Here is a 20,000-nt window from a genome sequence, read left to right as displayed (position 1 = left end):
GCTGCTCTGGGGTAGAATTCATGTCGGGCAAGGTGTGTTCGTGCTGATAGGGTAGGTTTTTAGATAACTCCCATTCTATCAATCACTTACGGCATTCTTGCCCTTTTTTGTGCAAAATTCAGGTTAGCGCCCCGTTTTCAGAGAAACACCGCCAGCGCGGCCAGCGCTGCGGGCGCCGCCAGCAGCGCCGTGTACGCGGTGGCGCGCGGCGCGTACGGCAGCAGGAACACCAGCGGCAGCGCGCCGGCCGACAGGAAGCCGAGCCAGAGCACCGTGCCGACAGTGCTGCCCCAGGTCGCTACGCACGGCAGCAGCGCCAGCGCCAGCAGGATCGCTCCTGCGCCGCGCAAGCCAAGGCGCAGCCGGGGCGAGGGTGCGCGCCGCCACGCCTGCACATGGTGGCGCTCCATCGCCAGGCACAGGAAGGCCATGCCGGCATACGCCAGCCCCGGTGCCAGCAGGCTCGCTGTCTGAACGCCGCTCATGGCTTCTCGCGTCGCCCGGGCGCGCGCACCCGCAGCGCGGCCCATGCCGCCAGGGCGCCGGCCAGCAGCGCGGCCAGTTCGACGCCGGCGCTTTCCCAGTCGCCGCGCACGCCGATTTGCGCCAGCAGATGGTCGCCGGTGCTGGCCCAGTTCAGCAGCGGCAGCAGCAGGCAGGCCAGCGCCAGGGTCCCCAGTTGTTCGCGCCAGGCCCGGGCCGGCGCGCGCAGCAGGGCGTGCGCCAGCGCCGCCAGCCAGAGGCCGAAGAACACCCGCAGTTCCCAGCCGGCGCGCTGCTCGAGCGCCAGCGGCAGCAGGCGGTTGGCCCACAGGAAGCCGACGCAGGCGATCGCCAGCCCGGCGATGGCGGCCACGTTCATGCCCTCGATCAGCCGGTACGCGCGGGCCGTGGCCGCGCCGAATTCGGCGCCATGCCTGGTGCGGCGCTTGACCATGAACAGGATGGCGCCGGTCGCCATCATCGCGCTGCCGGCCAGGCCGCACATAAAGTACAGCCAGCGCACGGTCACGCCGCCGAAGCTGGCCATGTGCAGGCTGCCCATCACCAGGCGCGTCAGCGAGGCGGCGCCGCCATCGACCTGGCCGCCCTGGCGCACGGCCAGCACCTTGCCGCTGGCGGCCGAAAAGGTGACCATGCCGCTCGTGTTGGCGATGCGGCGCAGGCTGTCGGCGTCGTTGTCCCAGCCGTAGACGCCGATGCGCATGCTGCTGTCGCCGGGGTTGTCGATGACGATGCAGCGCACCGGTTGCCTGAAGATGGCCTCGGCGCGCGCGGCGTAGTGTTCCAGGTCGGGCACGGCCAGCGCCTGGCCGTGGCGCGCCAGCCGCGCCGGCCCGCCCAGGTCGGCGAGGAACTGCTTGAGCTTGTCCCTGCCCGGGCCGTAATGGGCCAGCAGCGGCGCCGGCATCAAGGTGGTGCTGGAAATGGCCAGGCCGGTGTAGGCGATCATGAACAGGAACGGCAAGGTCAGCACCGCCACCGCGTTGTGGGCGTCGAGCCAGCTGCGCTGGCCCTTGGCCGGGCGGAAGGTGAAAAAATCCTTGAAGATGCGCTTGTGCGTGACCACGCCCGACACCAGCGCCACCAGCATCGCCATGGCGGCCACGGCCGTGATCCACAAGCCGGCCTTGCCGGCGTGTAGTTCGTAATGGAAATCGACGAAATGGTGGCCGCCCAGGGTGGGGCGCACCGGCTGCTCGGCCGCACCCGGGGCCAGTTGGGCGCCGCTGGCCGGGTCGAGCCGGGCCTCGGCGTAACCGCCCTGCGGGTCGAACCAGTAGGCCACCAGCGCATTGTTGTCGTTGCGGTTGATGGGCCAGATTTCCCACATGTCGGCGCGCGGATGGGCGCGCGCCATGAAGGACGCGCCCAGCGCCAGGCGCGGCCCGCGCTCGGCCGCGGCCACCGGCGCGGACGGCGCCGCCGCATGTTCGGCCAGCGCGTGTTCGGGCGACATCCAGTGCGTGATCGCCTCGTCGAACACGGCCAGGGTGCCGGTCAGGAAGATGGCGTACAGCAGCCATGAAAACCACAGGCCGCACCAGGTATGCAGCCAGGCCATCGCCTGGCGCCAGCCGGCCTTCATGCGCCACCGCCGCTGCGCGCGAGCAGCAAGCCGGCGCCGCCGAGGAGGGCGGTGGCCAGCGCCAGGACCGCGCATACGCGGCCCAGCGGCAGCGGTGCGAAGGCCCAGACGATGGCCGCCGTGTAGCCGGCGAAACTGACGAAGCCGCCCATCAGCACCGCCTCGGCGCGCGCCATCGGCAAGACCGCGCCGAGGAACACGGCCAGCGCGGCGGCGAAGGCGTAGCCGCCCGCCACGGCGGCGAGCAGGCGGGACCACATTTGCTGCTTGGGACTCAGTATCATGTTTTCAGTATCATGTTTACAGTGCGGGGGTGTACTTGATGCTGAACATGACGCTGCGCGGGCTGCCATAGTCATTGTTGCCATCGGCCTGGTTGAAGGCGGGAATGTAGTAGCGCTTGTCGAACAGGTTGTTGACATTCAAGGCCAGCGCAAGCTGCGGGTTCAGCTGGTAAGCCAGGCGCGCGTTCCATACGGTGTAGCCGGGTACCTTGAAGGTGCGCTCGTAGCCGATCGAATTGCTCTGGGCGCTGAAACCCGCGCCGACGCTGAGCTTGTTCCAGTCGCCCGCCAACTGGTAGCGGCTCCATGCGCGCAGCATGTGCTTGGGCGTCCACTGGCTGAAAATCTTGCCCTTGTTATCGGCGTCTTCGAGCAATTTGGTCGGGTTCCAGGTGTAGCCGGCCGCCAGTTGCAAGCCGGGCAAGACTTCTCCGCTGGCCTCCGCTTCCACGCCCTGGCTGCGCACCTTGCCGCTGGCCTTGGAGCAATACCAGCCGTCGCAGGCGAAACCGGCGGCGTAATCGGCCACGGCGCGGTTCTTGTGGTCGTAGCGGAACACGGCCAGCGAGGTGTTGACCCGGCCGTCCATCAGCTCGCCCTTGACGCCGAGTTCGACATTGCTGCCGATAATCGGTTCCAGCATCTGGCCGCTGACGCTGCGCGCGGACTGCGTTTCGAACACATCCGTGTAGCTGGCGTAGGCCGACCATTGCTTGTCGAGCGCGTAGACCAGGCCGGCGTAGGGCGTGACTTTGCCGGAGGCCGTCACCGTGTTGCGCTCATTGTCGCGCCGCACGGCGTAGAGTTCATCGTACCAGCTCACGCGCACGCCGCCGATGACGGTGAGCGCCTCGCCCACCCTGGCGCGCCAGCTGCCGTACACGCCTTTCTGGCGCACGTCGTAGCTGGCGTAGGTGCCGCCGTTGTTGCGCGCCTGCAGGATGTCGAAGTCGACCCAGGCGCGGTCATGGTCGATCTTGAAGATGTTGCCGCCCGGATTGAAGGTGCGCGCGTAGCGGTCATTCGATGTGTATTTGGAGTAATTGGCGCCCAGCATGACGTCGTGGCGCATGCCGGCCGCGTCGAAGGCCCCGTTGAGGTAAACGTCCGCGCCCAGCTTGGCCGAGTTGAAATCGGTAGCCCAATCGGCATAGGTCAAGCCGCTGCCATCGGTGGCCACAGCGCCGTGCATGCGCTGGTGGACCGAGCTGTTGCTTTCATCCATGTGGACGGCGGCGGCCTTGACCCGCCAGTTGGCGTTGAAGCGGTGGCTGAGGTCGGCGTAGACGGTGGTTTGCCCGATCTCGGCTCGGTTCCAGCCGGCCCCGACGAAGGTGGAGCGCGCCAGGCCGATGTCGGTCCCGTCCGGATAGCGCGGCAGGCCGCGCACCATCGGGCGCGAACGCTTGTCGGTCTGGCTGACGGCCAGGCCGAGCGTGGTGTCGGCGCTGATGTCGTAGTCGAGCGCGGCGTACAGGGCGCGATTGCGTTCCCACACGTAGTCGATAAAGGAATCGGCGCGGTCGAGGTCGGCCACCACGCGGGCGCGCAGGGTGCCGGCCTCGTTCAGGGGCCCGCCGGCGTCGAGTTGGGCGCCGGCGTGGTTCCAGGAACCGGCTTTGGCGCTCAGCGCGACGGTGCGCTCGGCCTGGCCGCGCTTGCGCACCAGGTTGACCGCCCCGCCCGGGCTGCCGGTGCCTTGCAGCAAGCCGGCCGCGCCGCGCAGCACTTCGATGCGGTCGAAGTAGGCCAGGCCCTCGGTGCCCCAGTTGCCCAGCACGTAAGTGTTGCGCGGGATCGGCACGCCGTCGTATTGCCAGGAATCGATCTGGAAGCCGCGCGCGTTGATCACCATTCCTTGCCCCACGCCCTTGACGCCGACCACGCCGGTGACGCTGTTGGCCGCGTCCATCAGGTCGGTCAGGCCCTGGTCGTCCATCTGTTCGCGCGTCAAGACACTGACCGACTGCGGCATGTCCTTGAGCGCCAGTTCGCCCTTGCCCAGGGTGACCCGGTTGCTGGTGTAGGAGTTGCTGCCTTCGGTGGTCGGGCCGGGCGTGGCGCGCGCGCTGACCTTGATTTCGTCCATGGTCTGGGCCGCGCCGGCCGGTGCCGGAGGGGGTGCGGAAGCAGCCGGGGCCGGCACCAGCACATAGCCGGCGGCCGACTTGCCGAGCGCGTAGCCAGTGCCGCGCAGCAGGATCGCAAACCCTTGTTCGACGCCGTGGCTGCCGGCCAGGCCTTCGCTGCGCAAGCCCCGGACCTTTTCGGCGTCGAGCACGATGGCGGCGCCGGCCAGCTGGGCGTAGCGGTTCAGGGCGTCGGCCAGCGGACCGGCGGCAATCGTGTACTGGCGTTCCTGGACCTGGGCCTGGGCGTGCAGGGCCGGGCCGGCGCTGAGCAGGGCGCCGCAGACGAGCTGGACGGCGAGGGCGGAGGCGCGCAGGCTGCGCGAAGAGGTGCTGGTGGACATGTCGATGCTTCCTTGTAGGTGGGTTTCATTGACATGACGAATGAAACCCCCCAAGCGGAACCGCCTGGCGAAAACAGTTAGTCTGTTTTTGTATCGACCAGCACCAGCCAGGGGGTGAGCGTGTACACCCGCAGTTGCGGAAAGCTCGCCTGCAGCAGTCGCAGCGCGCGGTCGGTGTCGTCCAGCGGCAGCACGGCGGACACGCGCACGCCATTGAGCCGGGCCGGGTCGTAGCGGATCTGCCCGCGCCGGTGCCGGTTCAGTTGCTCCAGCACTTCGCCCAGCGGCCGGTCGCTGACCACCAGCTGGTGCAGGCGCCAGGCGTCGTCGATGGCGGCGGGATCGATCGGCTCGGGAGCGTGGACCCCGGCCGCGTCGATGGCGACCCGCTGGCCGGCGCCGACGATGACCTCGGCCTTGACCTCGGCCTCGGCCTTGGCCTGCGTGCCGGCGGCGCTGCGCACCGCCACGCGCGACTCGAGCATGCTCAATACGGTGGCCTGCTCGCCGCGCGCGACCGTGAAGCGGGTGCCGAGCGCGCGGATGCTGCCTTGCGGCGTGTCGACCACGAAGGGGCGGCCGGGGTCCTTGGCGACCTCGACCAGAATGTCTCCCCTGACCAGTTCGAGCGTGCGGCGGCGTTCGTCGAAGTGCAGATTGACGGCGCTGGCGCCATGCAGGGTGATGCGGCTGCCGTCCGGCAAGGTCCGGCTGTGCCACTGGCCGGCGCCCGCGCGCACGTCGGCCAGCAGATACGCGGGCGGCCAGGCGTGCAGGCTCAGCCAGGCCGGCAGGGCCAGCGCGGCCAGGGCCAGCGCCACGGCGGCGCCGGCGCGTTTTGCGCGCGCACGCCTGGCCGGCATCGTTGCCAGGGCGGCGCGGGCCGGCCGGGTGCTGCCGCCGGCGTGTCCGCGCAAGGCATCGACCTGGCCGAGCAGGCGTTCCATGCCGGCGGCGGCGGCGGCGTGGCGTGGGTCGGCCGCCTTCCAGGCGGCAAAGCCGGCGTGCGCGCGGGCGCGCTCGGCGGCGTCGTCGCCGGTGAGGCGGACGATCCAGGCGGCCGCTTGGGCGGCGAGCGGGTCGGCGCGCGGGTCGGCGCGCTTCATGCGCCCATGCCCGGGCAATGCGCGCGGCAGGCCAGCAGTGCCTGCACCAGGTATTTGCGCACCATCCGGGTCGATACGCCGAGCCGCGCGGCGATGGCGGCGTGCGGCTGCTGGTCGAGGTAGTGCAGCAAGAACGCTTCGCGCGCTTTGGCGGACAGCGCTTGCAGGGCGGCGCCGATCTGGTCGAGCGCCTGCAAGGCCATCAAGGTCTCGTCGGGCGAGGGATCACAGGGCAGGACCTCGGCCAGCAAGGCCAATTCGGCCAGGTAGGCCTGCTCCAGCGCCTGGCGGCGCGCGCGGTCGACGATCAGGCGCTTGGCGGTGGTGGCCAGCCAGGCGCGCGGCTGTTCGACCCCGAGCAGGGCGTCGCGCGAGGCGATGATGCGCAAGAAGGTGTCGTGCGCCACGTCGGCCGCATTGTGGGCGCAGCCCAGTTTGTTGCGCAGCCAGCCGAACAGCCAGCGATGGTGCGCGCCATACAGTGCATGCACCGCATGAGCGTGCTGTTGCGGAATTGACTCGGCCGCCGACATGACCATCACCTAAAAGAGAATAAGAATTATTCGCATTATAGGCGGGCGGGCCGCCGAAGCGCAACCGGCGTCAGACGAAGGCCAGGTCGTGCTGCAGGATCAGGTGGTCGAGCCAGTCGTCGCTGTGGCCGAAGCGGTAGCCCAGTTGGGCGGCGCGCGCGGTGTTCATCAGGAAGGGCGCCGGGTAGTCGAAGGGACTGAGTTCACCGGCCGCCACGTCCGGCCTGGCCGGCAGGGCGCGCACCGGCACCTCGAGCAGCATGCCGATGCGCTGGACCAGGTCGAAGGCGGACAGGCCGCCGTCGCAGGCCGCATTGACCGGGCCGACAAACTCCTGGGCGCCGGCCCACAGCAAGAAGTTGCTGGTGCCCTGGGCGCTCATGAAGGAACTGGCGGCGGCCGCGTTGGCGTAGCGCAGCGGCGCGTGCTGGCGCACCAGGTCGACGTAATGGGCCAGGCGCCCGGTGAAGTCTTCGGCGCCGGCCAGCACGTGGCCGATGCGCACCGTGACCAGCGGCAGCGAGCCGTCGCGGTACAGATACGCTTCGGCCTGCAGCTTGCCGGCCACATAGCTTTCGGTGGCCAGCGTCGGGTCGTGCCACGGATAGCGGGTGTTGATCGGCTGCGCCAGCATATTGATATCGCTCTCCGCGAACGGCGCCGCCTGCTGGCCGAGCAGCTCGCGGTAGACATCGATGGTGGAGGCGACGATATAGCGTTTGACCTTGCCGGCGAAGACCTTGACGGCGATCGCCGCGTCCACCGGGCTGTAGCACATCTGGTCGTACACGATGTCGTAGCCGGGGCTGGCGGCGAAGGCGGCGCGCATGGCGTGCTCGTTGCGGCGGTCGACCTTGATGCGGGCGATGCGCGCGCCGAACGGGTCCGGGGTGTGCCCGCGCGTGGCGATCGTTACCTGGTGTCCCGCGTTGAGCAAGCGCTGCACCAGCAGCTTGCCGAAATAGCGGGTACCGCCTATCACCAATATATTCTTGCGCATTGCATTCCCTTGTTGATCTCAGTATATTTTCTGCTTAGTATGGCGATTCAACAACCGAGAAAAATTGAACCGATGAGCAAGAAAAACTTATGCATGGGATATGCATGAAGCCGCTTCGCACGCTCTCCGGCCTGGTCGACTTCGACTGCGCGGCGCGCTGGGGCAGTTTCAAGCTGGCGGCCCAGGAACTGCACAAGACCCCGGCGGCGATCAGCCAGCAGGTCAAGCAGCTCGAAGAAAACCTGGGCTTTGCCCTGTTCATCCGCCATGCGCGCCATGTGACCCTGACCGCCAAAGGACAGGAACTGGCGGTGGTGGTGGGGCGCATGCTGGCCGAACTGCGCGCCAAGGTGGGCGCGCTGCAGGGCGGCGACGAGGAGTCGGTGCTGCGCATCTCGACCACCCATTCGTTCGCCATCAAGTGGCTGGTGCCGCGCATGCACCGGTTTACCAAGCTGTATCCCGAACTCGATATCCGGCTCGATTCGAACGATGCGCCGGTCGACCTGGAAGACGACAGCAGCGACGTGGCAGTGCGCTACGGCCCGGTCAGCGATGGCGATCCGGCGCTGCTGTTCCGCGAGCGCCTGATCGCCGTCTACAGTCCCGAGCTGCTCGCGCCCGGCCAGGCCGAACTGACCCTGGCCGACCTGCCCAGTTTTCCGCTCCTGTACGAAAATTCGACCGAGTCGTGGCTGCAGCTGCTCAATGAAAACAAGGCCTTGAAGGGGAAATACGATTTCTCGCGCGGCTACAGCCACTGGGGCGTGCTGGCGCAGGCGGCGGTGGCGGGGCAGGGCATTGCGCTGGTGGCGTACGGGATCGCGTTCCAGGATATCCTGAAAGGCTCGCTCAAGCAGATCAGCTGCCGCAGCGCGCCGTTCGGCAGCGGCTACCGCTTCATGGTCAACCGCAGCAAGGAGAACATGCCCAAGGTGCAGCGTTTCCGCGCCTGGCTGGTGGCCGAGATGAACGAGATGCAGCGCGCCCTGGACCAGGGCATGTAAACGACAACGGCGGCCCGCGGGCCGCCGTTGTTCATGGCGCTGGCGTACTTACTTCACGCCGTGCATCAGCTTCTGGATCAATGGTGCGAGCAGGAACAGCAGCACGCCGCCGATCATCAGCCACATGAAACCCTGGGTGTAGCCGGACAGCGCCGACTTGATCGACATGCCCGCTTCGCCGCTGACATGGCTGGCGAAAATGCCGGACAGGTTATTGCCGATGCCGGTCGAGAGGAACCAGCCGCCCATGCCCAGGCCAACCAGGCGGGTAGGGGCGAGCTTGGTGACCATCGAGAGGCCAATCGGGGACAGGCACAGCTCACCGATCGACTGCACCCAGTAGACCGCGAACAGGGTCCAGAACGGGATCTTGCCGTAGGTCGGATCGACCAGTTCGGTCAGTGCGTACATCAGCAGGCCGAAGGCGAGGCCGTTGAAGATGATCCCGAGGCCGAATTTGCGCGGAATCGATGGGTTGACTTCAACCTTGCCCAGGGCGACCCACATCCACGCCATCAGCGGAGCGCAGGCGATGATGGCGACCGAGTTCACGCTCTGGAACCAGGCGGTCGGGAATTCTGTCATGCCGAACGGCGCGGTGACGAACGAGAGCGCGCCCTTGCGGTCGACGATGCTCTCGGCCAGGAAGGTGAACGAGCTGCCGGCCTGTTCGAAGAACATCCAGAACAGGATATTGAAGGCGAAGATGATCATCATCGCAAAGGTCTTGTCGCGCGCAACTTTGCCGTCGCGGATGCCTTCGGCGATCAGCATGCCGGCCAGGATCACGAACAGGATGGTCAGGCCGACCTGCAGCTTGTTGGCGCCGGCCTTGAGCAGGAAGAACATGACGGGAATGGCCAGCAGCGCGCCGCCGACCACCATGAGCATGCGTTTCGGGCTGTTGTCCTCCGCCGGCGGCGCGCCGATGCCCTTGAGGGCGGCGCGGCCGAAGAAGAACCAGACCAGGCTGATGACCATGCCGATACCGGAAGCGAAGAACACGACCTTGTAGGCCGGGATGTCGCCGGTGTTGAACACTTTCTGGGCCAGGATCTGGGTAAAGATCGGAGCCAGGAAAGCGCCGGCGTTGATGCCCATGTAGAAAATGGTGAAGCCGGGATCGCGGCGCGGGTCATCCAGCGTATAGAGCTTGCCGACCATGGTCGAGATGTTCGGTTTGAACAGGCCGTTGCCGACGATGATGGTGGCCAGGCCCAGCTTGAAGATATCTTCATTCGGCAAGGTGATGGCGAACAGGCCGGCGGCCATGAAGGCGGCGCCGATCAGGATCGAGCGCTGGTAGCCGATGACTTTGTCGGCCACATAGCCGCCGAAGACGGCGCCGGCATATACCAGCGCGAGGTAGGAACCATAGGTCAGGTTGGCCGCCTGCTGGCCGCTGGCGTCGCCGCCGTAGAACTGCGTGACTATATATAGCACGAGCGCCCAGCGAATACCGTAGAACGCAAAACGTTCCCAAAATTCGGTCATGAACAACATCCAGAGCGGACTCGGATGACCGAAGATCTGCTTGAATTCCGGGATTACGACTTCCTGGTTGGGTGGGGTAGCGGCACCGCTCATGCGGTTTCTCCTGAATTATGGTTATGGTTGGATAAATCATATGGCCGACCGCGGCTCGTGACCCCGGTTTTCCAATAGGGTCGCATTTTAATGTAAATCGACTATGCTCAGCGAATTTTTGCCGGATGTGCTAATTAAGGCAAGAAACCAGGCCGCGCAGGCACAGCCGCAGTTGTGTCCCCCAAGAGCGGCGAGTTGTCGTATATTGGCGTGGCAGGCTTGTTTGTTACACCGAATCGAAAAGGATTTGTACTATGGAACACGACGTTGTCGATACCCTGATTTCGCCAGAAGGCCAGCTCGAAGTGCTGTCGAAAGCCGAAGTCTTCAAACTGCTCGACACCAGCCAGGGCGGCCTGTATCAAATCTTCCGCAATTGCGCGCTGGCGGTGCTCAACTGCGGCAGCACCATCGACGATGGGAAAGAGCTGTTGGAACGATATAGATCCTTTGAAATCAGCATCGTACAGCGCGAGCGCGGCATCAAGCTGGAGATCAAGGGCGCCCCGGCGATCGCGTTCGTCGATGGCAAAATGATCAAGGGGATCCACGAGCACCTGTTCGCGGTACTGCGCGATATTATCTTCATCAGCAGTGAAGTGACCGACAATCCCAAGTTCGACATGTCGCGCACGGAAGGGATTACCGATTCGGTGTTCCATATCCTGCGCAACGCCAATGTGCTGCAACCACAGCGCAATCCGAACCTGGTGGTGTGCTGGGGCGGGCACTCGATCAACCGGATCGAATACAACTATTCGAAGGAAGTCGGCTACCAGATGGGATTGCGCGACCTCGACATCTGCACCGGCTGCGGCCCGGGCGCGATGAAAGGGCCGATGAAGGGCGCCACCATCGGGCACGCCAAGCAGCGCCTGGCGGGCGGGCGTTACCTGGGCATTTCGGAACCGGGCATTATCGCGGCCGAGTCGCCGAACCCGATCGTCAACGACCTGGTGATCATGCCCGATATCGAAAAGCGGCTGGAAGCGTTTGTCCGCACCGGGCACGGGATCATCGTGTTCCCGGGCGGCGCCGGCACCGCCGAAGAGATCTTGTACATCCTCGGCATCCTGCTCCATCCGGATAACGCCGACATGCCGTATCCGCTCATTTTCACCGGTCCGGAAACGGCGCGCGACTACTTCATCCAGATTAACCAGTTCATCGCCGATACACTGGGCGAGGAAGCGCAGAAGCGCTACAAGATCATCATCGACGATCCGGAAATGGTGGCCAAGGAGATGCAGCTGGGGATCCGCCAGGTGCGCGAATTCCGCAAGTCGCGCAGCGATGCCTATTATTTCAACTGGCTGCTCAAGATCGACGAGGAGTTCCAGCGCCCGTTCCGGCCGACGCACGAAAACATGCGCAACCTGTCGCTGCACAAGAACCAGGAAAAGCACCTGCTGGCGGCCAACCTGCGGCGCGCGTTTTCGGGCGTGGTGGCTGGTAACGTCAAGGATGAAGGCATTCGCGCGATCGAAAAATTCGGCCACTTCGAAATCCACGGCGACGCCGCCATCATGGGGCCGATGGATGCGTTGCTGGCGTCATTCGTGGCGCAGAGCCGGATGAAGTTGCCGGGCAAGGCGTACACGCCTTGCTATCGCGTCATTACGTAAGCCGCATGCTGCGCGCCGGCCGGCGCGCACCGTCGTTCCATCGTGAGCGTTAGTCGAGCTTTTTGCCAAAGCCGACAGCAATGCGGCGCGCGACGAAATGATCGAAGCCAGCCTGGCGGAAGGTGCCGGCGTCGGTGCGGTAGCTGCGCTTGCTGCCATCGAAAATATCGCTGGCGCTGACGGTCAAGCTGAGCGTTTTGCTCAACTGGCGCTTCCAGCTCAGGTGTACGCTGCTGGTCGATCCCTGCCGGCCGAGCGGGGTGATGGCGGCCGACTGGCCGTGTACGTCGAGCGCCACGTCGTCCACCCCGGCGCTGTAGGCGGCGCGCAAGTTCACATAGCCCGCGATATCGTCCTGGCGCACCGCGCCACGCAGATCGGGCGTCGACAAGGCCACGCGATAGACGCCGCCGTCCACGCCCAAGCGCAGCGTCGCATCGGGCGTCCAAGCGAGCGAGCCGGTGACGCCGGTCGAACGCGCCTGTCCACCATTCTGTTTCGACGTCACCAGCACATTGTCGGCAAAACTGCGCGCATCGGCCACCGTATCGCCGCTGGTGCGGTGGAAGGCATCGACGCTGGCGCTCCACTGCGCCGCCTCGGTGCTGGCGCCGATCTCCCATGAATTGAGGCGCTGCGGTGCGAGGCCGGGATTGCCGCGGCTGAGGTTTTGCGCATCGACGTAGGTGCTGAAGGGATTGAGGTCGCGCGGGTCGGGCCGTTGCAGGCTGCGCCGGTAATTCAACGTCAGGTCGGTCTTGTCGCTGGCCGCGTATTTGAGGTGCAGGCTGGGATTGAAGGCCTGCCAACGGCTTCGTTGCACCAGGCCCTGGGCCGGGCCGACCCGCAGCGCCATGCGCTCGAGGCGTCCGCCCAGCAGCGCTTCCCAGTTCCCCCGCCGCAGCTGGTCGGTCAGATAGATGGCGCTCAAGGTCGTCGCCACGGCATAGCCGTTGGTGGTTGCCGGATCGGGCGTCTCGGCCCCCGTCGAACGATCGACGGCGGCCTGATAGTTATCGAGGTCGTTGACCTCGTCCTGGAGATCGACGCCCATGCCCCACTGGCCGTGCGCGCTGGCGCGGGTCCAGTCGAGGGTGGCCTGGTTGAGGTGGCGCGCCGACCTGGTGGCGCCGCGACTGTAGCCGGTGGCGCGCGCCGGTTCGAGCACGACGTCGCTGTACGACTTGTCGATCAGCCCTGTTGTCGTGCTGCGCTGGAGCATGGCCTTGAGCGCGCTGCCTTTGTCCTGGCGGCTGTAACTGAGGCTGGCGCTGTCGTCGGCCTGCTCGTTGGGGCCGTAGGAGATGCGGTGATAGATGCGCTGGCCGGCGCCGTCGCGCGCCACGTTGAGCGTGTCGAGCAGGGGCCGCGAGGCGCGCTCCTTGTATGTCGCCGACAGGGCCAGGGTATCGGTGTCGCTGAGGGCGTAATCGACGCCCAGCGCCGCGCTGTGGACTTTGCGCCGCACGAAGACCTCGGACGTTTGCAGCGTCGCTCCGGTTTGGCCGCTGAGGGGATTATTCCAGTCGACTGCCGACTGCCGGAATTTTTGCGTGCCGTCGCGCCGGTACGCCAGGTTGCCGTGGACGCTGAGCTGTTTTTTGGTCAGGTCGCCCGACGTGCTCACATTCCACAAGCCATGGTCGGCGGCGCTGGCCTGCAGCTGCGCGTGTACACCCGGCTTGCGGTTTCGCTTCAAGACGATATTGAGGATCGCGCCGCCGTTGGCGTTGTAGGCGGCGGAGGGATTGGTGATCACTTCGATGCTGGCGATGTCGGCGCCGCTCATGGTCTGCAGCGCCACCGCCCGCTCATCGCCCGACATCATCGCCGTCGGCTTGCCGTCCACCAGCACCGTGACCCTGGCGTTGCCCTTGACCGAGATCTGGCCGTCGGCCGTCACCGCGATCTCGGGTGTCGACTGCAGCACGTCCTGGGCGCTGCCGTTGGCCGCCCTCGGCATGCTGGACACGTCATACACGGTCTTGTCGAGCTTTTTGACGACCGGCGCCTTCTTGCCCGTGACGGTCACCGTCGCCACCTCCGGTTCTTCGGCGCGCGCTTGCGCCGGCAGCGCGACGAACCCGAACAGGATCAGGCAGAAGGTTGTCCTGGGCAGGGAGGCTAGATCGAAATACATGACGACATTTTAACGTTTCTGCGCGGTCAACGGGGCGATGTTGGATCGCATCGTCATAGTTCGCTGGCGTAGCGGCCCGACGGCGGCTCGCGCAAGCAGGCGGCAACCGCGTCCCATCCGCCGGAGGCGGTCAGGGTCCCGATGTGCGCCTTGTGGGCCTGTTCGCTGTCCCATTGCTCGACCAGCGTGAACACGGCTTGGTCGTCGCTGGCGCAAAAGATGTGTACGCCACGGCAGCCGGCAACGCTGGGCAGGTCGCGCTTGACGCCGTTGAGGATCGCGCGCAAGTCCGACGCCGCCTCGGGCCGGGTGCTGAAGGTGATGATAAAGGTGGTGCCGGTCATGGTTGCGTCGCTTTGCATAGTGGGGGGTGCGGCCGCAGTCCGGCCGTGTGCATACGATAGGCGCTCGCGCGCCGCGCTGTCGAAGCCTGTCAGGGCGGCCACTTCGCCGGCACGCCTGCCGCCGGCCAGCAGCAGCAGCGCGCGCCGCGTCGAGGCGCGTGTTGCGCAAAAAATGCATCGGCGCCAGCCCGGCCACCTCGCGGAAGGTGTGGGCGAAGTGCGAGGGGCTCATCGCTACCGCGCCGGCCAGTTCGGCAATGTCCAGCGGACGGCGGAAGTGCTGTTGTATCAACTGCATCGCCTGGTGGATGCGGGCGGCCGAACGCTTGATGGCGGCGTCGCGGATGGCGCTTGCCGCCACGGACCTGAGCAGGCGCACGATGATTTCTTCGACGATGAGCGGGGCGATGGTGGCGCGGTCGATGGCGTGGTCGGTCGCCGGCAGCAGCCGCGTGAACGCGTCGAGCACGCGCTCGCCGACTGGCGCGACGTAGTTCGGGCTCGCCTGCGGGTGCGGGGCGGGAGCGGCGTCGGCCAGCGCGACGAAGGTCTTGACCAGCAGGTCCGGCGCCAGGTCCATGTGGATCGCGAGGTAGGGCCGGCCGGCGCTGGCCTCGACCACGGTGCCTTCGCAGCGTGTTTCGGCGCCCAGCACGAGGCAGCTCGTTGAAACGGCCTCGGTATTCACGCTGCGCGCACCAGTTTGTCGGGATTGCGCACCACGTAGATGGCGCCGATTTTGCCGTCGTCCATCTCGAACGACATGGTCGAATCGAGCTTGCCGTCGACCAGGCGCAGCAGGCCAGGCTGGCCATTGATGGTGGCATGCTCGAACGTTGTCGTGGCGCCGTACTTGCGCGCCATGCTTTCGTAGAAGCGGGCGATCTTGTCGGCCCCGCGCACCACGTTGATGGTGGCCGAGACCTTGCCGCCGCCGTCGGCGCGGAAGGTGGCGTCCGGCGCGAACAGCTGCGCCAGTTGCGCGCGCTCGCCGCCTTGCGCGGCCCTGACGAAGCGTTCCAGCAAGGCCATATGCGTTTCGGCGCTGACCGAAAACCGCGGCTTGTCGGCGCGCACCCGCTCGCGCGCGCGGTGCAGCAACTGGCGGCAGGCCGCTTCGGTCTTGCCCACGGCGCTGGCGATGCCGGCGTAGTCGCAGTCGAATACCTCGTGCAGCAGGAACACCGCGCGTTCTTCGGGGCCGAGGCGTTCGAGCATGAGCATGAAGGCCATCGAGATGTCGCCGGCCAGTTCCAGGCGCGACTCGGGCAGGTCGGCGGCGCGGGTGACGATCGGTTCGGCCAGCCACGGGCCGATGTAGGCTTCGCGATCGAGCATGGCGCTGCGCAGGCGGTCGATGCACAGGCGCGTGACGACGGTGACCAGCCAGGCGTCGCTGCTGGCCAGGGTGGCGCGGATGTCGCTGGCGTTCCAGCGCAGCCACGCGTCCTGCACGGCGTCGTCGGCGTCGGCGCGCGAGCCGAGCATGCGGTAGGCGATGCCGAACAGGCGTGGACGGACCTGGTGAAACTGGGTGGTGAAGATGTCGTTCATTCTTTTTTGGGGCAGGCTGTCACAAACGTTGCGACAGGTTCGTCTAATGATTGTAAGGCCGGACAATCAATCTCACCAAAAAGGAATCAGCATGGAACGCATCAATTTTATGACCGCCTCGCCGAACGCCGTCAAGGCCTGGAGGGCGCTTGAGCAGTATATCGCCACCTCGCGCATCGACAAGCCGCTGGCCGAACTGGTGCGCCTGCGCAGTTCGCAGATCAACGGCTGCGCGTTTTGCGTGGACATGCACGCGACCGATGCGGCCAAGGGCGGCGACACCGCACGGCGCCTGCATGCGGTGTCGGTATGGCGCGAGACGCCGTTCTTTACGGCGCGCGAACGGGCCGCGCTGGCATGGACCGAAACCATGACGCGCCTGGCGCAGCAACCCGACACCGGCGAGAGTTACGCAGAACTGGCGGCGCAGTTCAGCGCCGAAGAGATGGTCGACCTGACCTTGCTCATTTCAACCATCAACGGCTGGAACCGGCTGGCGGTGGGGTTCGGCAAGATGCCGGAATAGGGCAATCCGTGCGCCGCCATCGGAGCGCGTGGCAAGGCATGCTTACCGAGGTGGCGCCGCACAGATAGTGCGGGCCTGCATATCGCTGCGCACGCTGCGCAAGGCTTTACCCATCTCTTCTGCCGCATCGATTGCGTCATAGGTAGCGTTCCTGAAGTTGGCGATCGGAAGCAGCAAGGGCTTGAGGGCATCGAGCGCATTGGCTGTCGCAGCGAAACTGGCCGTAATTTCTTCCAATTTGGCTTTTTCCAAACGCGACGCCGGTACGATCCCGGCGATCTTGGAGCCGTTTTCCAGGTCCTGTATGGCGGACAGGATTTTCGCCTTGTCCGTGTCGATGACGAAAGCGACTACCGGATCGATGATGTCGTCGTGGGCATAGCGGGCTGCATAGCCGGCCAGGCGTTCGCTTTTGTACAGCAAGCGGGCGCTGCCCAACATCCTGAGATCGCGCGCGCCCGATTCGGCTTGAAGTAGATTGAGCTGCAGCAGTAGTTCGTTCAAACGCGGCGCCCCACCGGTGATTGCCTTGGTCGCGGCGCGCATGCGCATGAGGCTCTCCTGATTGCCGAGCAACGTGTCTGTGGCCGCCGCCAGGGCCGGCAATTTCGCGGCGACGGCAGCCAGTTTCCGGGCCGTTTCCGGGTCCGGCACATGGCTTGCGCAGTGTTCGAACCTGGTTTGCGCCAGCGCTGCCATGGCAGTGGTCAAGGCTGTCCGGTTTTCGCGCAATTGCGCAAATCCGTCGGAATATCCACGTGCAACCATCAGGCTCAACTTGGCGGTGCGTTCGAGCTGCAGCTGGGCTTCGGGAAATGCGTCGTCCTGGGACGCGCCCGCCATGCCACAGCAGAACAGGGAGCCCAGCACAAGCAGACGGCTCAGGCCGGCGGACGGCTGAGGGAAGAAACGGACAGAGAACTGATTGGCGTAGGCTGACATTGTGGCTTTCATGAAGATCAAGGACAGGTTCTTGCTCCACAGCATACAGTTTTCAGGCGGAAATGCCACTACCTTGGGGCGTTGGGCCATATCGATGGCCGGGTCAGTCTTCGGCTGGCCCCATCATCTCGCCGAGATAATCGACAAAGGCCCTGACCCTGGGCGAGAGATGACGGCTCGATGGCCATACAGCCCAGAATTGTCCTCCCGCGACGATGAAATCATCCAGGAGCGTCAGGAGCGTGCGATGTTTGATCGCCTCGGCCGCGAGAAAATCCGGCATGTAAGCGATGCCATATCCGCTGAGCACTGCGGCATGCACCGCTTCCATGTTGTTGCAAATCAGCCTGTTCGGTACGCCGATGTCCAGCTTGACCCCATCTCTGCTCAAGGACCATTCTTCTACTTTCCCGGTTGTCGGGTAACGGAAGCGAATGCACTGGTGGCGCTCCAAATCCTCCGGCGATTGCGGCACGCCGTTTTCCGCAAGATAAGCTGGGGCGGCGCACAGCACGAAGCGAAACGGGCCAAGCTGACGGGATATCAAACGGGAATCCGGCAATTCTCCACTGCGAATCACGACATCAAATCCCTTTTCGATGATATCGACGAGCCGGTCGCTGAAATCGAGCTCAATCTCGATGTCAGGATAGCGAAGCGAAAACGCCGGCAGGAATGGCATCAGGAAGCGGTACCCGATCGTTGGAAGGCTTGCACGCAGTTTGCCGCGCGGCGTCTGCGCGGCGTGCGACAGCATGTCCTTGGCATCGTGCAAGTCATCCAGGATTCGACGGCAGCGCTCGTAGAAAAGAGTGCCCTCAACAGTCAGCTTGACTACACGCGTACTTCGATGCAACAGGCGCACGCCCAACGCTTGCTCGAGCGCCGCGACGTTTTTGCCGACCGCCGACGCCGACACCCCCAGCGCTCGCCCGGCGGCGACAAAGCTCAAGGTTTCTGCCGTTCGTACGAAGGAGATGATGCCGGTTAAACTTTCCATCTTGCTATATTAGAGCGTTTTTCTCCCTTATAAAAGGAATTCCAGCCTGTTTATCAGTAATCTGTTCCGCAGTGCAGTCATCGATCTTGGACCGAGTCCGGAGGTCGACACTTCCGCGTCGGTCTTCACTTCGACTAAGGATGATGATGAGTAAGACGAGCACAAACTGCGCGGGGGACCGGAGCGTGATTCTGGCGGCCGTTTGCCTGGCGGCGCTGACTCTGCCGCTGAGCTTTTCCGGCGGCGCAGTCGCGACCCCCGCCATCGGCCGCGACCTGGGCGGCGATCCGGTTGCGCTGAACTCGATTACGAACGCCTTCATGCTGCCCTTCGGTGGCTTGCAAATGGCCTCGGGCGCACTGGCTGACGAATATGGCCGAAAGAGGGTGTTTACCATTGGCGTGGGGCTGTTGACCGTGGTGTCGCTGGCCCTGAGTTTCGCCCCTGATGTCCTGGTCCTGGACCTGCTACGGGCCTTGCAGGGTGTCGCTGCCGCCACCATGGCTGGCGGTGCGGCATCGCTTGCCCAGGAATTCGAAGGTCATGCGCGAACCCGCGCCTACAGCATGCTGGGAACGACGTTCGGTATTGGCTTGGCGTTTGGCCCGCTCATGGCCGGCTACCTGACCGACACCTTCGGCTGGCGCTCCATCTTCGTGGCTACCGCAATGACCGCTTTATTGGCGCTGGTGTTCGGTGTCCCTCGCATGCGCGAGTCCCGCGATCCGAACTCGGCCGGTCTGGACTGGCCGGGCACGCTGACATTCACCGGCGCTCTCAGTCTATTTACTTTTGGCATTATTCAAGCGCCTGAAAGCGGCTGGTCGAGTCCTCTGGTGAGCGGATTGCTCTCTGGCGCGGCCACGCTGCTCATTGCCTTTGTCGTGATCGAAACCCGTATCGCGCGTCCGATGTTGGACCTATCCCTGTTCCGCTGTTCGCGTTTTGTGGGGGTTCAGGTCTTGCCCATCGCAAGCTGTTACTGCTATGTCGTCTTGCTCATACTGCTACCGCTTCGTTTCATCGGCATTGAAGGGTTCAATGAAATCGATGCGGGCGTGCTGATGCTGGCTCTCTCAAGTCCCATGCTCGTCGTCCCGGCTTTGGCCGCATGGCTGGTGCGCCGGGTATCGGCGGGGATCGTCTCGGGTGTGGGCCTCCTGATCGCGGCAGCGGGACTGCTCATGTTCAGCCGCGTCGGCCTTGGTGCGTCGAGCTACGCCTTGGTGATGCCGATGCTGCTGATCGGTTTCGGAACCGGGCTGCCTTGGGGGCTCATGGATGGACTTTCCATCAGTCTCGTGCCGAAAGAGCGCGCCGGCATGGCAGCGGGCATCTTCAACACGACGCGCGTGGCGGGCGAAGGGATTGCCCTTGCCATCGTCGGCGCAATCCTGAGCGCCCTGTCGCAAGCGGCACTCCATGGTGTTCTTCCCGACGCAAACGAGCAGGTATCGGCGCGCATCATGGCAAGTGCGGCGCGCCTGGCCACTGGCGATCTTGGCGCTGCCGCGAAGGTGCTCCCTGAAATCAGCAGGGCTGCACTGAGCCAGGGCTACGCCCAGGCTTTTCAGAACCTTCTCTACATCCTGATCGCGATCACCATTCTCGCGGCGCTGGCGGTGTTCTGCTTGCTCGGCCGCGAACCGGCAGCGGTGGCAGGCAAGGATGTCCCCGGCCCCCGCTTTGATGAACATCGCGGCCGGTCGCGCCTGGAGTAACCGGGCCAAAGCGCTGCGACAGTCATCGAGCCAGACTGACGTCGCAGTGAAGTACAAGCGGCAGCCGAT

17 protein-coding genes and 1 pseudogene are annotated in these 20,000 nt (G+C 65.2%); 4 read left to right on the top strand and 14 right to left on the bottom strand.

Annotated elements, in window-relative coordinates:
• Window positions 1–137: 137 nt before the first annotated feature.
• The 7 genes from F1735_RS20060 to F1735_RS20030 form a co-directional block, all read right to left on the bottom strand.
• The gene (locus tag F1735_RS20060) at window positions 138–485 is read right to left on the bottom strand and encodes a DUF3325 domain-containing protein (protein WP_167238586.1); all 348 of its coding nucleotides are present in this window, start codon (window positions 483–485) and stop codon (window positions 138–140) included.
• Complete coding sequence (locus F1735_RS20055) at window positions 482–2,089, bottom strand: PepSY-associated TM helix domain-containing protein (protein WP_229505870.1); 1,608 nt, start codon at window positions 2,087–2,089, stop codon at window positions 482–484. The genes F1735_RS20060 and F1735_RS20055 overlap by 4 nt, the downstream gene beginning before the upstream one ends.
• Window positions 2,086–2,373, bottom strand: a complete 288-nt coding sequence (locus F1735_RS20050; RefSeq protein ID WP_167238585.1) for a hypothetical protein — start codon at window positions 2,371–2,373, stop codon at window positions 2,086–2,088. The genes F1735_RS20055 and F1735_RS20050 overlap by 4 nt, the downstream gene beginning before the upstream one ends.
• A gap of 16 nt (window positions 2,374–2,389) precedes the next feature.
• Entirely contained in the window at window positions 2,390–4,846 is a 2,457-nt protein-coding gene (locus F1735_RS20045) for a TonB-dependent siderophore receptor (RefSeq protein WP_167238584.1), read from the bottom strand.
• 77 nt (window positions 4,847–4,923) lie between these two features.
• Window positions 4,924–5,952, bottom strand: a complete 1,029-nt coding sequence (locus F1735_RS20040) for a FecR family protein (protein ID WP_167238583.1) — start codon at window positions 5,950–5,952, stop codon at window positions 4,924–4,926.
• Window positions 5,949–6,485, bottom strand: a complete 537-nt coding sequence (locus tag F1735_RS20035; RefSeq protein WP_167238582.1) for a sigma-70 family RNA polymerase sigma factor — start codon at window positions 6,483–6,485, stop codon at window positions 5,949–5,951. The genes F1735_RS20040 and F1735_RS20035 overlap by 4 nt, the downstream gene beginning before the upstream one ends.
• Window positions 6,486–6,555: 70 nt before the next feature.
• Window positions 6,556–7,485, bottom strand: coding sequence for an NAD-dependent epimerase/dehydratase family protein (locus F1735_RS20030; protein ID WP_167238581.1), 930 nt, complete (start codon window positions 7,483–7,485; stop codon window positions 6,556–6,558).
• Between the two features lie 104 nt (window positions 7,486–7,589).
• Between F1735_RS20030 and F1735_RS20025 the strand changes: the two genes are divergently transcribed.
• On the top strand, window positions 7,590–8,492 hold the full coding sequence (locus tag F1735_RS20025) for a LysR substrate-binding domain-containing protein (RefSeq protein ID WP_167238580.1): 903 nt from the start codon (window positions 7,590–7,592) through the stop codon (window positions 8,490–8,492).
• A 48-nt stretch (window positions 8,493–8,540) separates the two neighbouring features.
• Here the strand turns inward: F1735_RS20025 and F1735_RS20020 are convergent, their stop codons facing one another.
• Window positions 8,541–10,079: a peptide MFS transporter gene (locus F1735_RS20020; protein WP_167238579.1), complete on the bottom strand. Its 1,539-nt coding sequence runs from the start codon at window positions 10,077–10,079 to the stop codon at window positions 8,541–8,543.
• A 254-nt stretch (window positions 10,080–10,333) separates the two neighbouring features.
• Here F1735_RS20020 and ppnN point away from each other — a divergent pair, with 254 nt between their 5' ends.
• Window positions 10,334–11,704 (top strand): nucleotide 5'-monophosphate nucleosidase PpnN, encoded by a 1,371-nt coding sequence (ppnN, locus tag F1735_RS20015; protein ID WP_167238578.1) that lies wholly within the window; start codon window positions 10,334–10,336, stop codon window positions 11,702–11,704.
• Window positions 11,705–11,753: 49 nt separating this feature from the next.
• Here ppnN and F1735_RS20010 read toward each other — a convergent pair whose 3' ends face one another.
• From F1735_RS20010 to sigJ, 4 genes and pseudogenes are all read right to left on the bottom strand, one after another.
• Window positions 11,754–13,844, bottom strand: a complete 2,091-nt coding sequence (locus F1735_RS20010; RefSeq protein WP_167238577.1) for a TonB-dependent receptor — start codon at window positions 13,842–13,844, stop codon at window positions 11,754–11,756.
• Window positions 13,845–13,897: 53 nt separating this feature from the next.
• Window positions 13,898–14,206 (bottom strand): putative quinol monooxygenase, encoded by a 309-nt coding sequence (locus F1735_RS20005; RefSeq protein WP_229505869.1) that lies wholly within the window; start codon window positions 14,204–14,206, stop codon window positions 13,898–13,900.
• 400 nt (window positions 14,207–14,606) lie between these two features.
• Window positions 14,607–14,810: pseudogene (locus F1735_RS38270) on the bottom strand (AraC family transcriptional regulator N-terminal domain-containing protein); the annotation flags it as partial.
• A 62-nt stretch (window positions 14,811–14,872) separates the two neighbouring features.
• The gene (sigJ, locus tag F1735_RS19995; RefSeq protein ID WP_167238576.1) at window positions 14,873–15,742 is read right to left on the bottom strand and encodes an RNA polymerase sigma factor SigJ; all 870 of its coding nucleotides are present in this window, start codon (window positions 15,740–15,742) and stop codon (window positions 14,873–14,875) included.
• Between the two features lie 91 nt (window positions 15,743–15,833).
• Between sigJ and F1735_RS19990 the strand changes: the two genes are divergently transcribed.
• Window positions 15,834–16,268: a carboxymuconolactone decarboxylase family protein gene (locus F1735_RS19990; RefSeq protein WP_167238575.1), complete on the top strand. Its 435-nt coding sequence runs from the start codon at window positions 15,834–15,836 to the stop codon at window positions 16,266–16,268.
• A 42-nt stretch (window positions 16,269–16,310) separates the two neighbouring features.
• On the opposite strand, the gene F1735_RS19985 is transcribed toward F1735_RS19990, so the two are convergent.
• Both F1735_RS19985 and F1735_RS19980 read right to left on the bottom strand, forming a co-directional pair.
• The gene (locus F1735_RS19985) at window positions 16,311–17,300 is read right to left on the bottom strand and encodes a hypothetical protein (RefSeq protein ID WP_167238574.1); all 990 of its coding nucleotides are present in this window, start codon (window positions 17,298–17,300) and stop codon (window positions 16,311–16,313) included.
• Between the two features lie 13 nt (window positions 17,301–17,313).
• Window positions 17,314–18,210 carry a LysR family transcriptional regulator gene (locus tag F1735_RS19980; protein ID WP_167238573.1) on the bottom strand — a complete coding sequence of 299 codons (897 nt, stop codon included), beginning with the start codon at window positions 18,208–18,210 and terminating at the stop codon, window positions 17,314–17,316.
• 143 nt (window positions 18,211–18,353) lie between these two features.
• Here F1735_RS19980 and F1735_RS19975 point away from each other — a divergent pair, with 143 nt between their 5' ends.
• Entirely contained in the window at window positions 18,354–19,931 is a 1,578-nt protein-coding gene (locus F1735_RS19975; RefSeq protein WP_373888554.1) for an MFS transporter, read from the top strand.
• Window positions 19,932–20,000 lie beyond the last annotated feature (69 nt).

This window comes from Massilia genomosp. 1, assembly GCF_011682185.1.
In the GTDB taxonomy this organism is placed as follows: domain Bacteria; phylum Pseudomonadota; class Gammaproteobacteria; order Burkholderiales; family Burkholderiaceae_D; genus Telluria_A; species Telluria_A rubra.
This window is presented reverse-complemented; position numbering and strand designations above follow the sequence as displayed.

Excerpts from the sequence above, each read along its gene's own strand:
- F1735_RS20060 (WP_167238586.1), bottom strand. The coding sequence starts at position 485 with ATGAGCGGCGTTCAGACAGCGAGCCTGCTGGCACCGGGGCTGGCGTAT.
- F1735_RS20055 (WP_229505870.1), bottom strand. The coding sequence starts at position 2,089 with ATGAAGGCCGGCTGGCGCCAGGCGATGGCCTGGCTGCATACCTGGTGC.
- F1735_RS20050 (WP_167238585.1), bottom strand. The coding sequence starts at position 2,373 with ATGATACTGAGTCCCAAGCAGCAAATGTGGTCCCGCCTGCTCGCCGCC.
- F1735_RS20045 (WP_167238584.1), bottom strand. The coding sequence starts at position 4,846 with ATGTCCACCAGCACCTCTTCGCGCAGCCTGCGCGCCTCCGCCCTCGCC.
- F1735_RS20040 (WP_167238583.1), bottom strand. The coding sequence starts at position 5,952 with ATGAAGCGCGCCGACCCGCGCGCCGACCCGCTCGCCGCCCAAGCGGCC.
- F1735_RS20035 (WP_167238582.1), bottom strand. The coding sequence starts at position 6,485 with ATGTCGGCGGCCGAGTCAATTCCGCAACAGCACGCTCATGCGGTGCAT.
- F1735_RS20030 (WP_167238581.1), bottom strand. The coding sequence starts at position 7,485 with ATGCGCAAGAATATATTGGTGATAGGCGGTACCCGCTATTTCGGCAAG.
- F1735_RS20025 (WP_167238580.1), top strand. The coding sequence starts at position 7,590 with ATGAAGCCGCTTCGCACGCTCTCCGGCCTGGTCGACTTCGACTGCGCG.
- F1735_RS20020 (WP_167238579.1), bottom strand. The coding sequence starts at position 10,079 with ATGAGCGGTGCCGCTACCCCACCCAACCAGGAAGTCGTAATCCCGGAA.
- ppnN (WP_167238578.1), top strand. The coding sequence starts at position 10,334 with ATGGAACACGACGTTGTCGATACCCTGATTTCGCCAGAAGGCCAGCTC.
- F1735_RS20010 (WP_167238577.1), bottom strand. The coding sequence starts at position 13,844 with ATGTATTTCGATCTAGCCTCCCTGCCCAGGACAACCTTCTGCCTGATC.
- F1735_RS20005 (WP_229505869.1), bottom strand. The coding sequence starts at position 14,206 with ATGCAAAGCGACGCAACCATGACCGGCACCACCTTTATCATCACCTTC.
- sigJ (WP_167238576.1), bottom strand. The coding sequence starts at position 15,742 with ATGAACGACATCTTCACCACCCAGTTTCACCAGGTCCGTCCACGCCTG.
- F1735_RS19990 (WP_167238575.1), top strand. The coding sequence starts at position 15,834 with ATGGAACGCATCAATTTTATGACCGCCTCGCCGAACGCCGTCAAGGCC.
- F1735_RS19985 (WP_167238574.1), bottom strand. The coding sequence starts at position 17,300 with ATGGCCCAACGCCCCAAGGTAGTGGCATTTCCGCCTGAAAACTGTATG.
- F1735_RS19980 (WP_167238573.1), bottom strand. The coding sequence starts at position 18,210 with ATGGAAAGTTTAACCGGCATCATCTCCTTCGTACGAACGGCAGAAACC.
- F1735_RS19975 (WP_373888554.1), top strand. The coding sequence starts at position 18,354 with ATGATGAGTAAGACGAGCACAAACTGCGCGGGGGACCGGAGCGTGATT.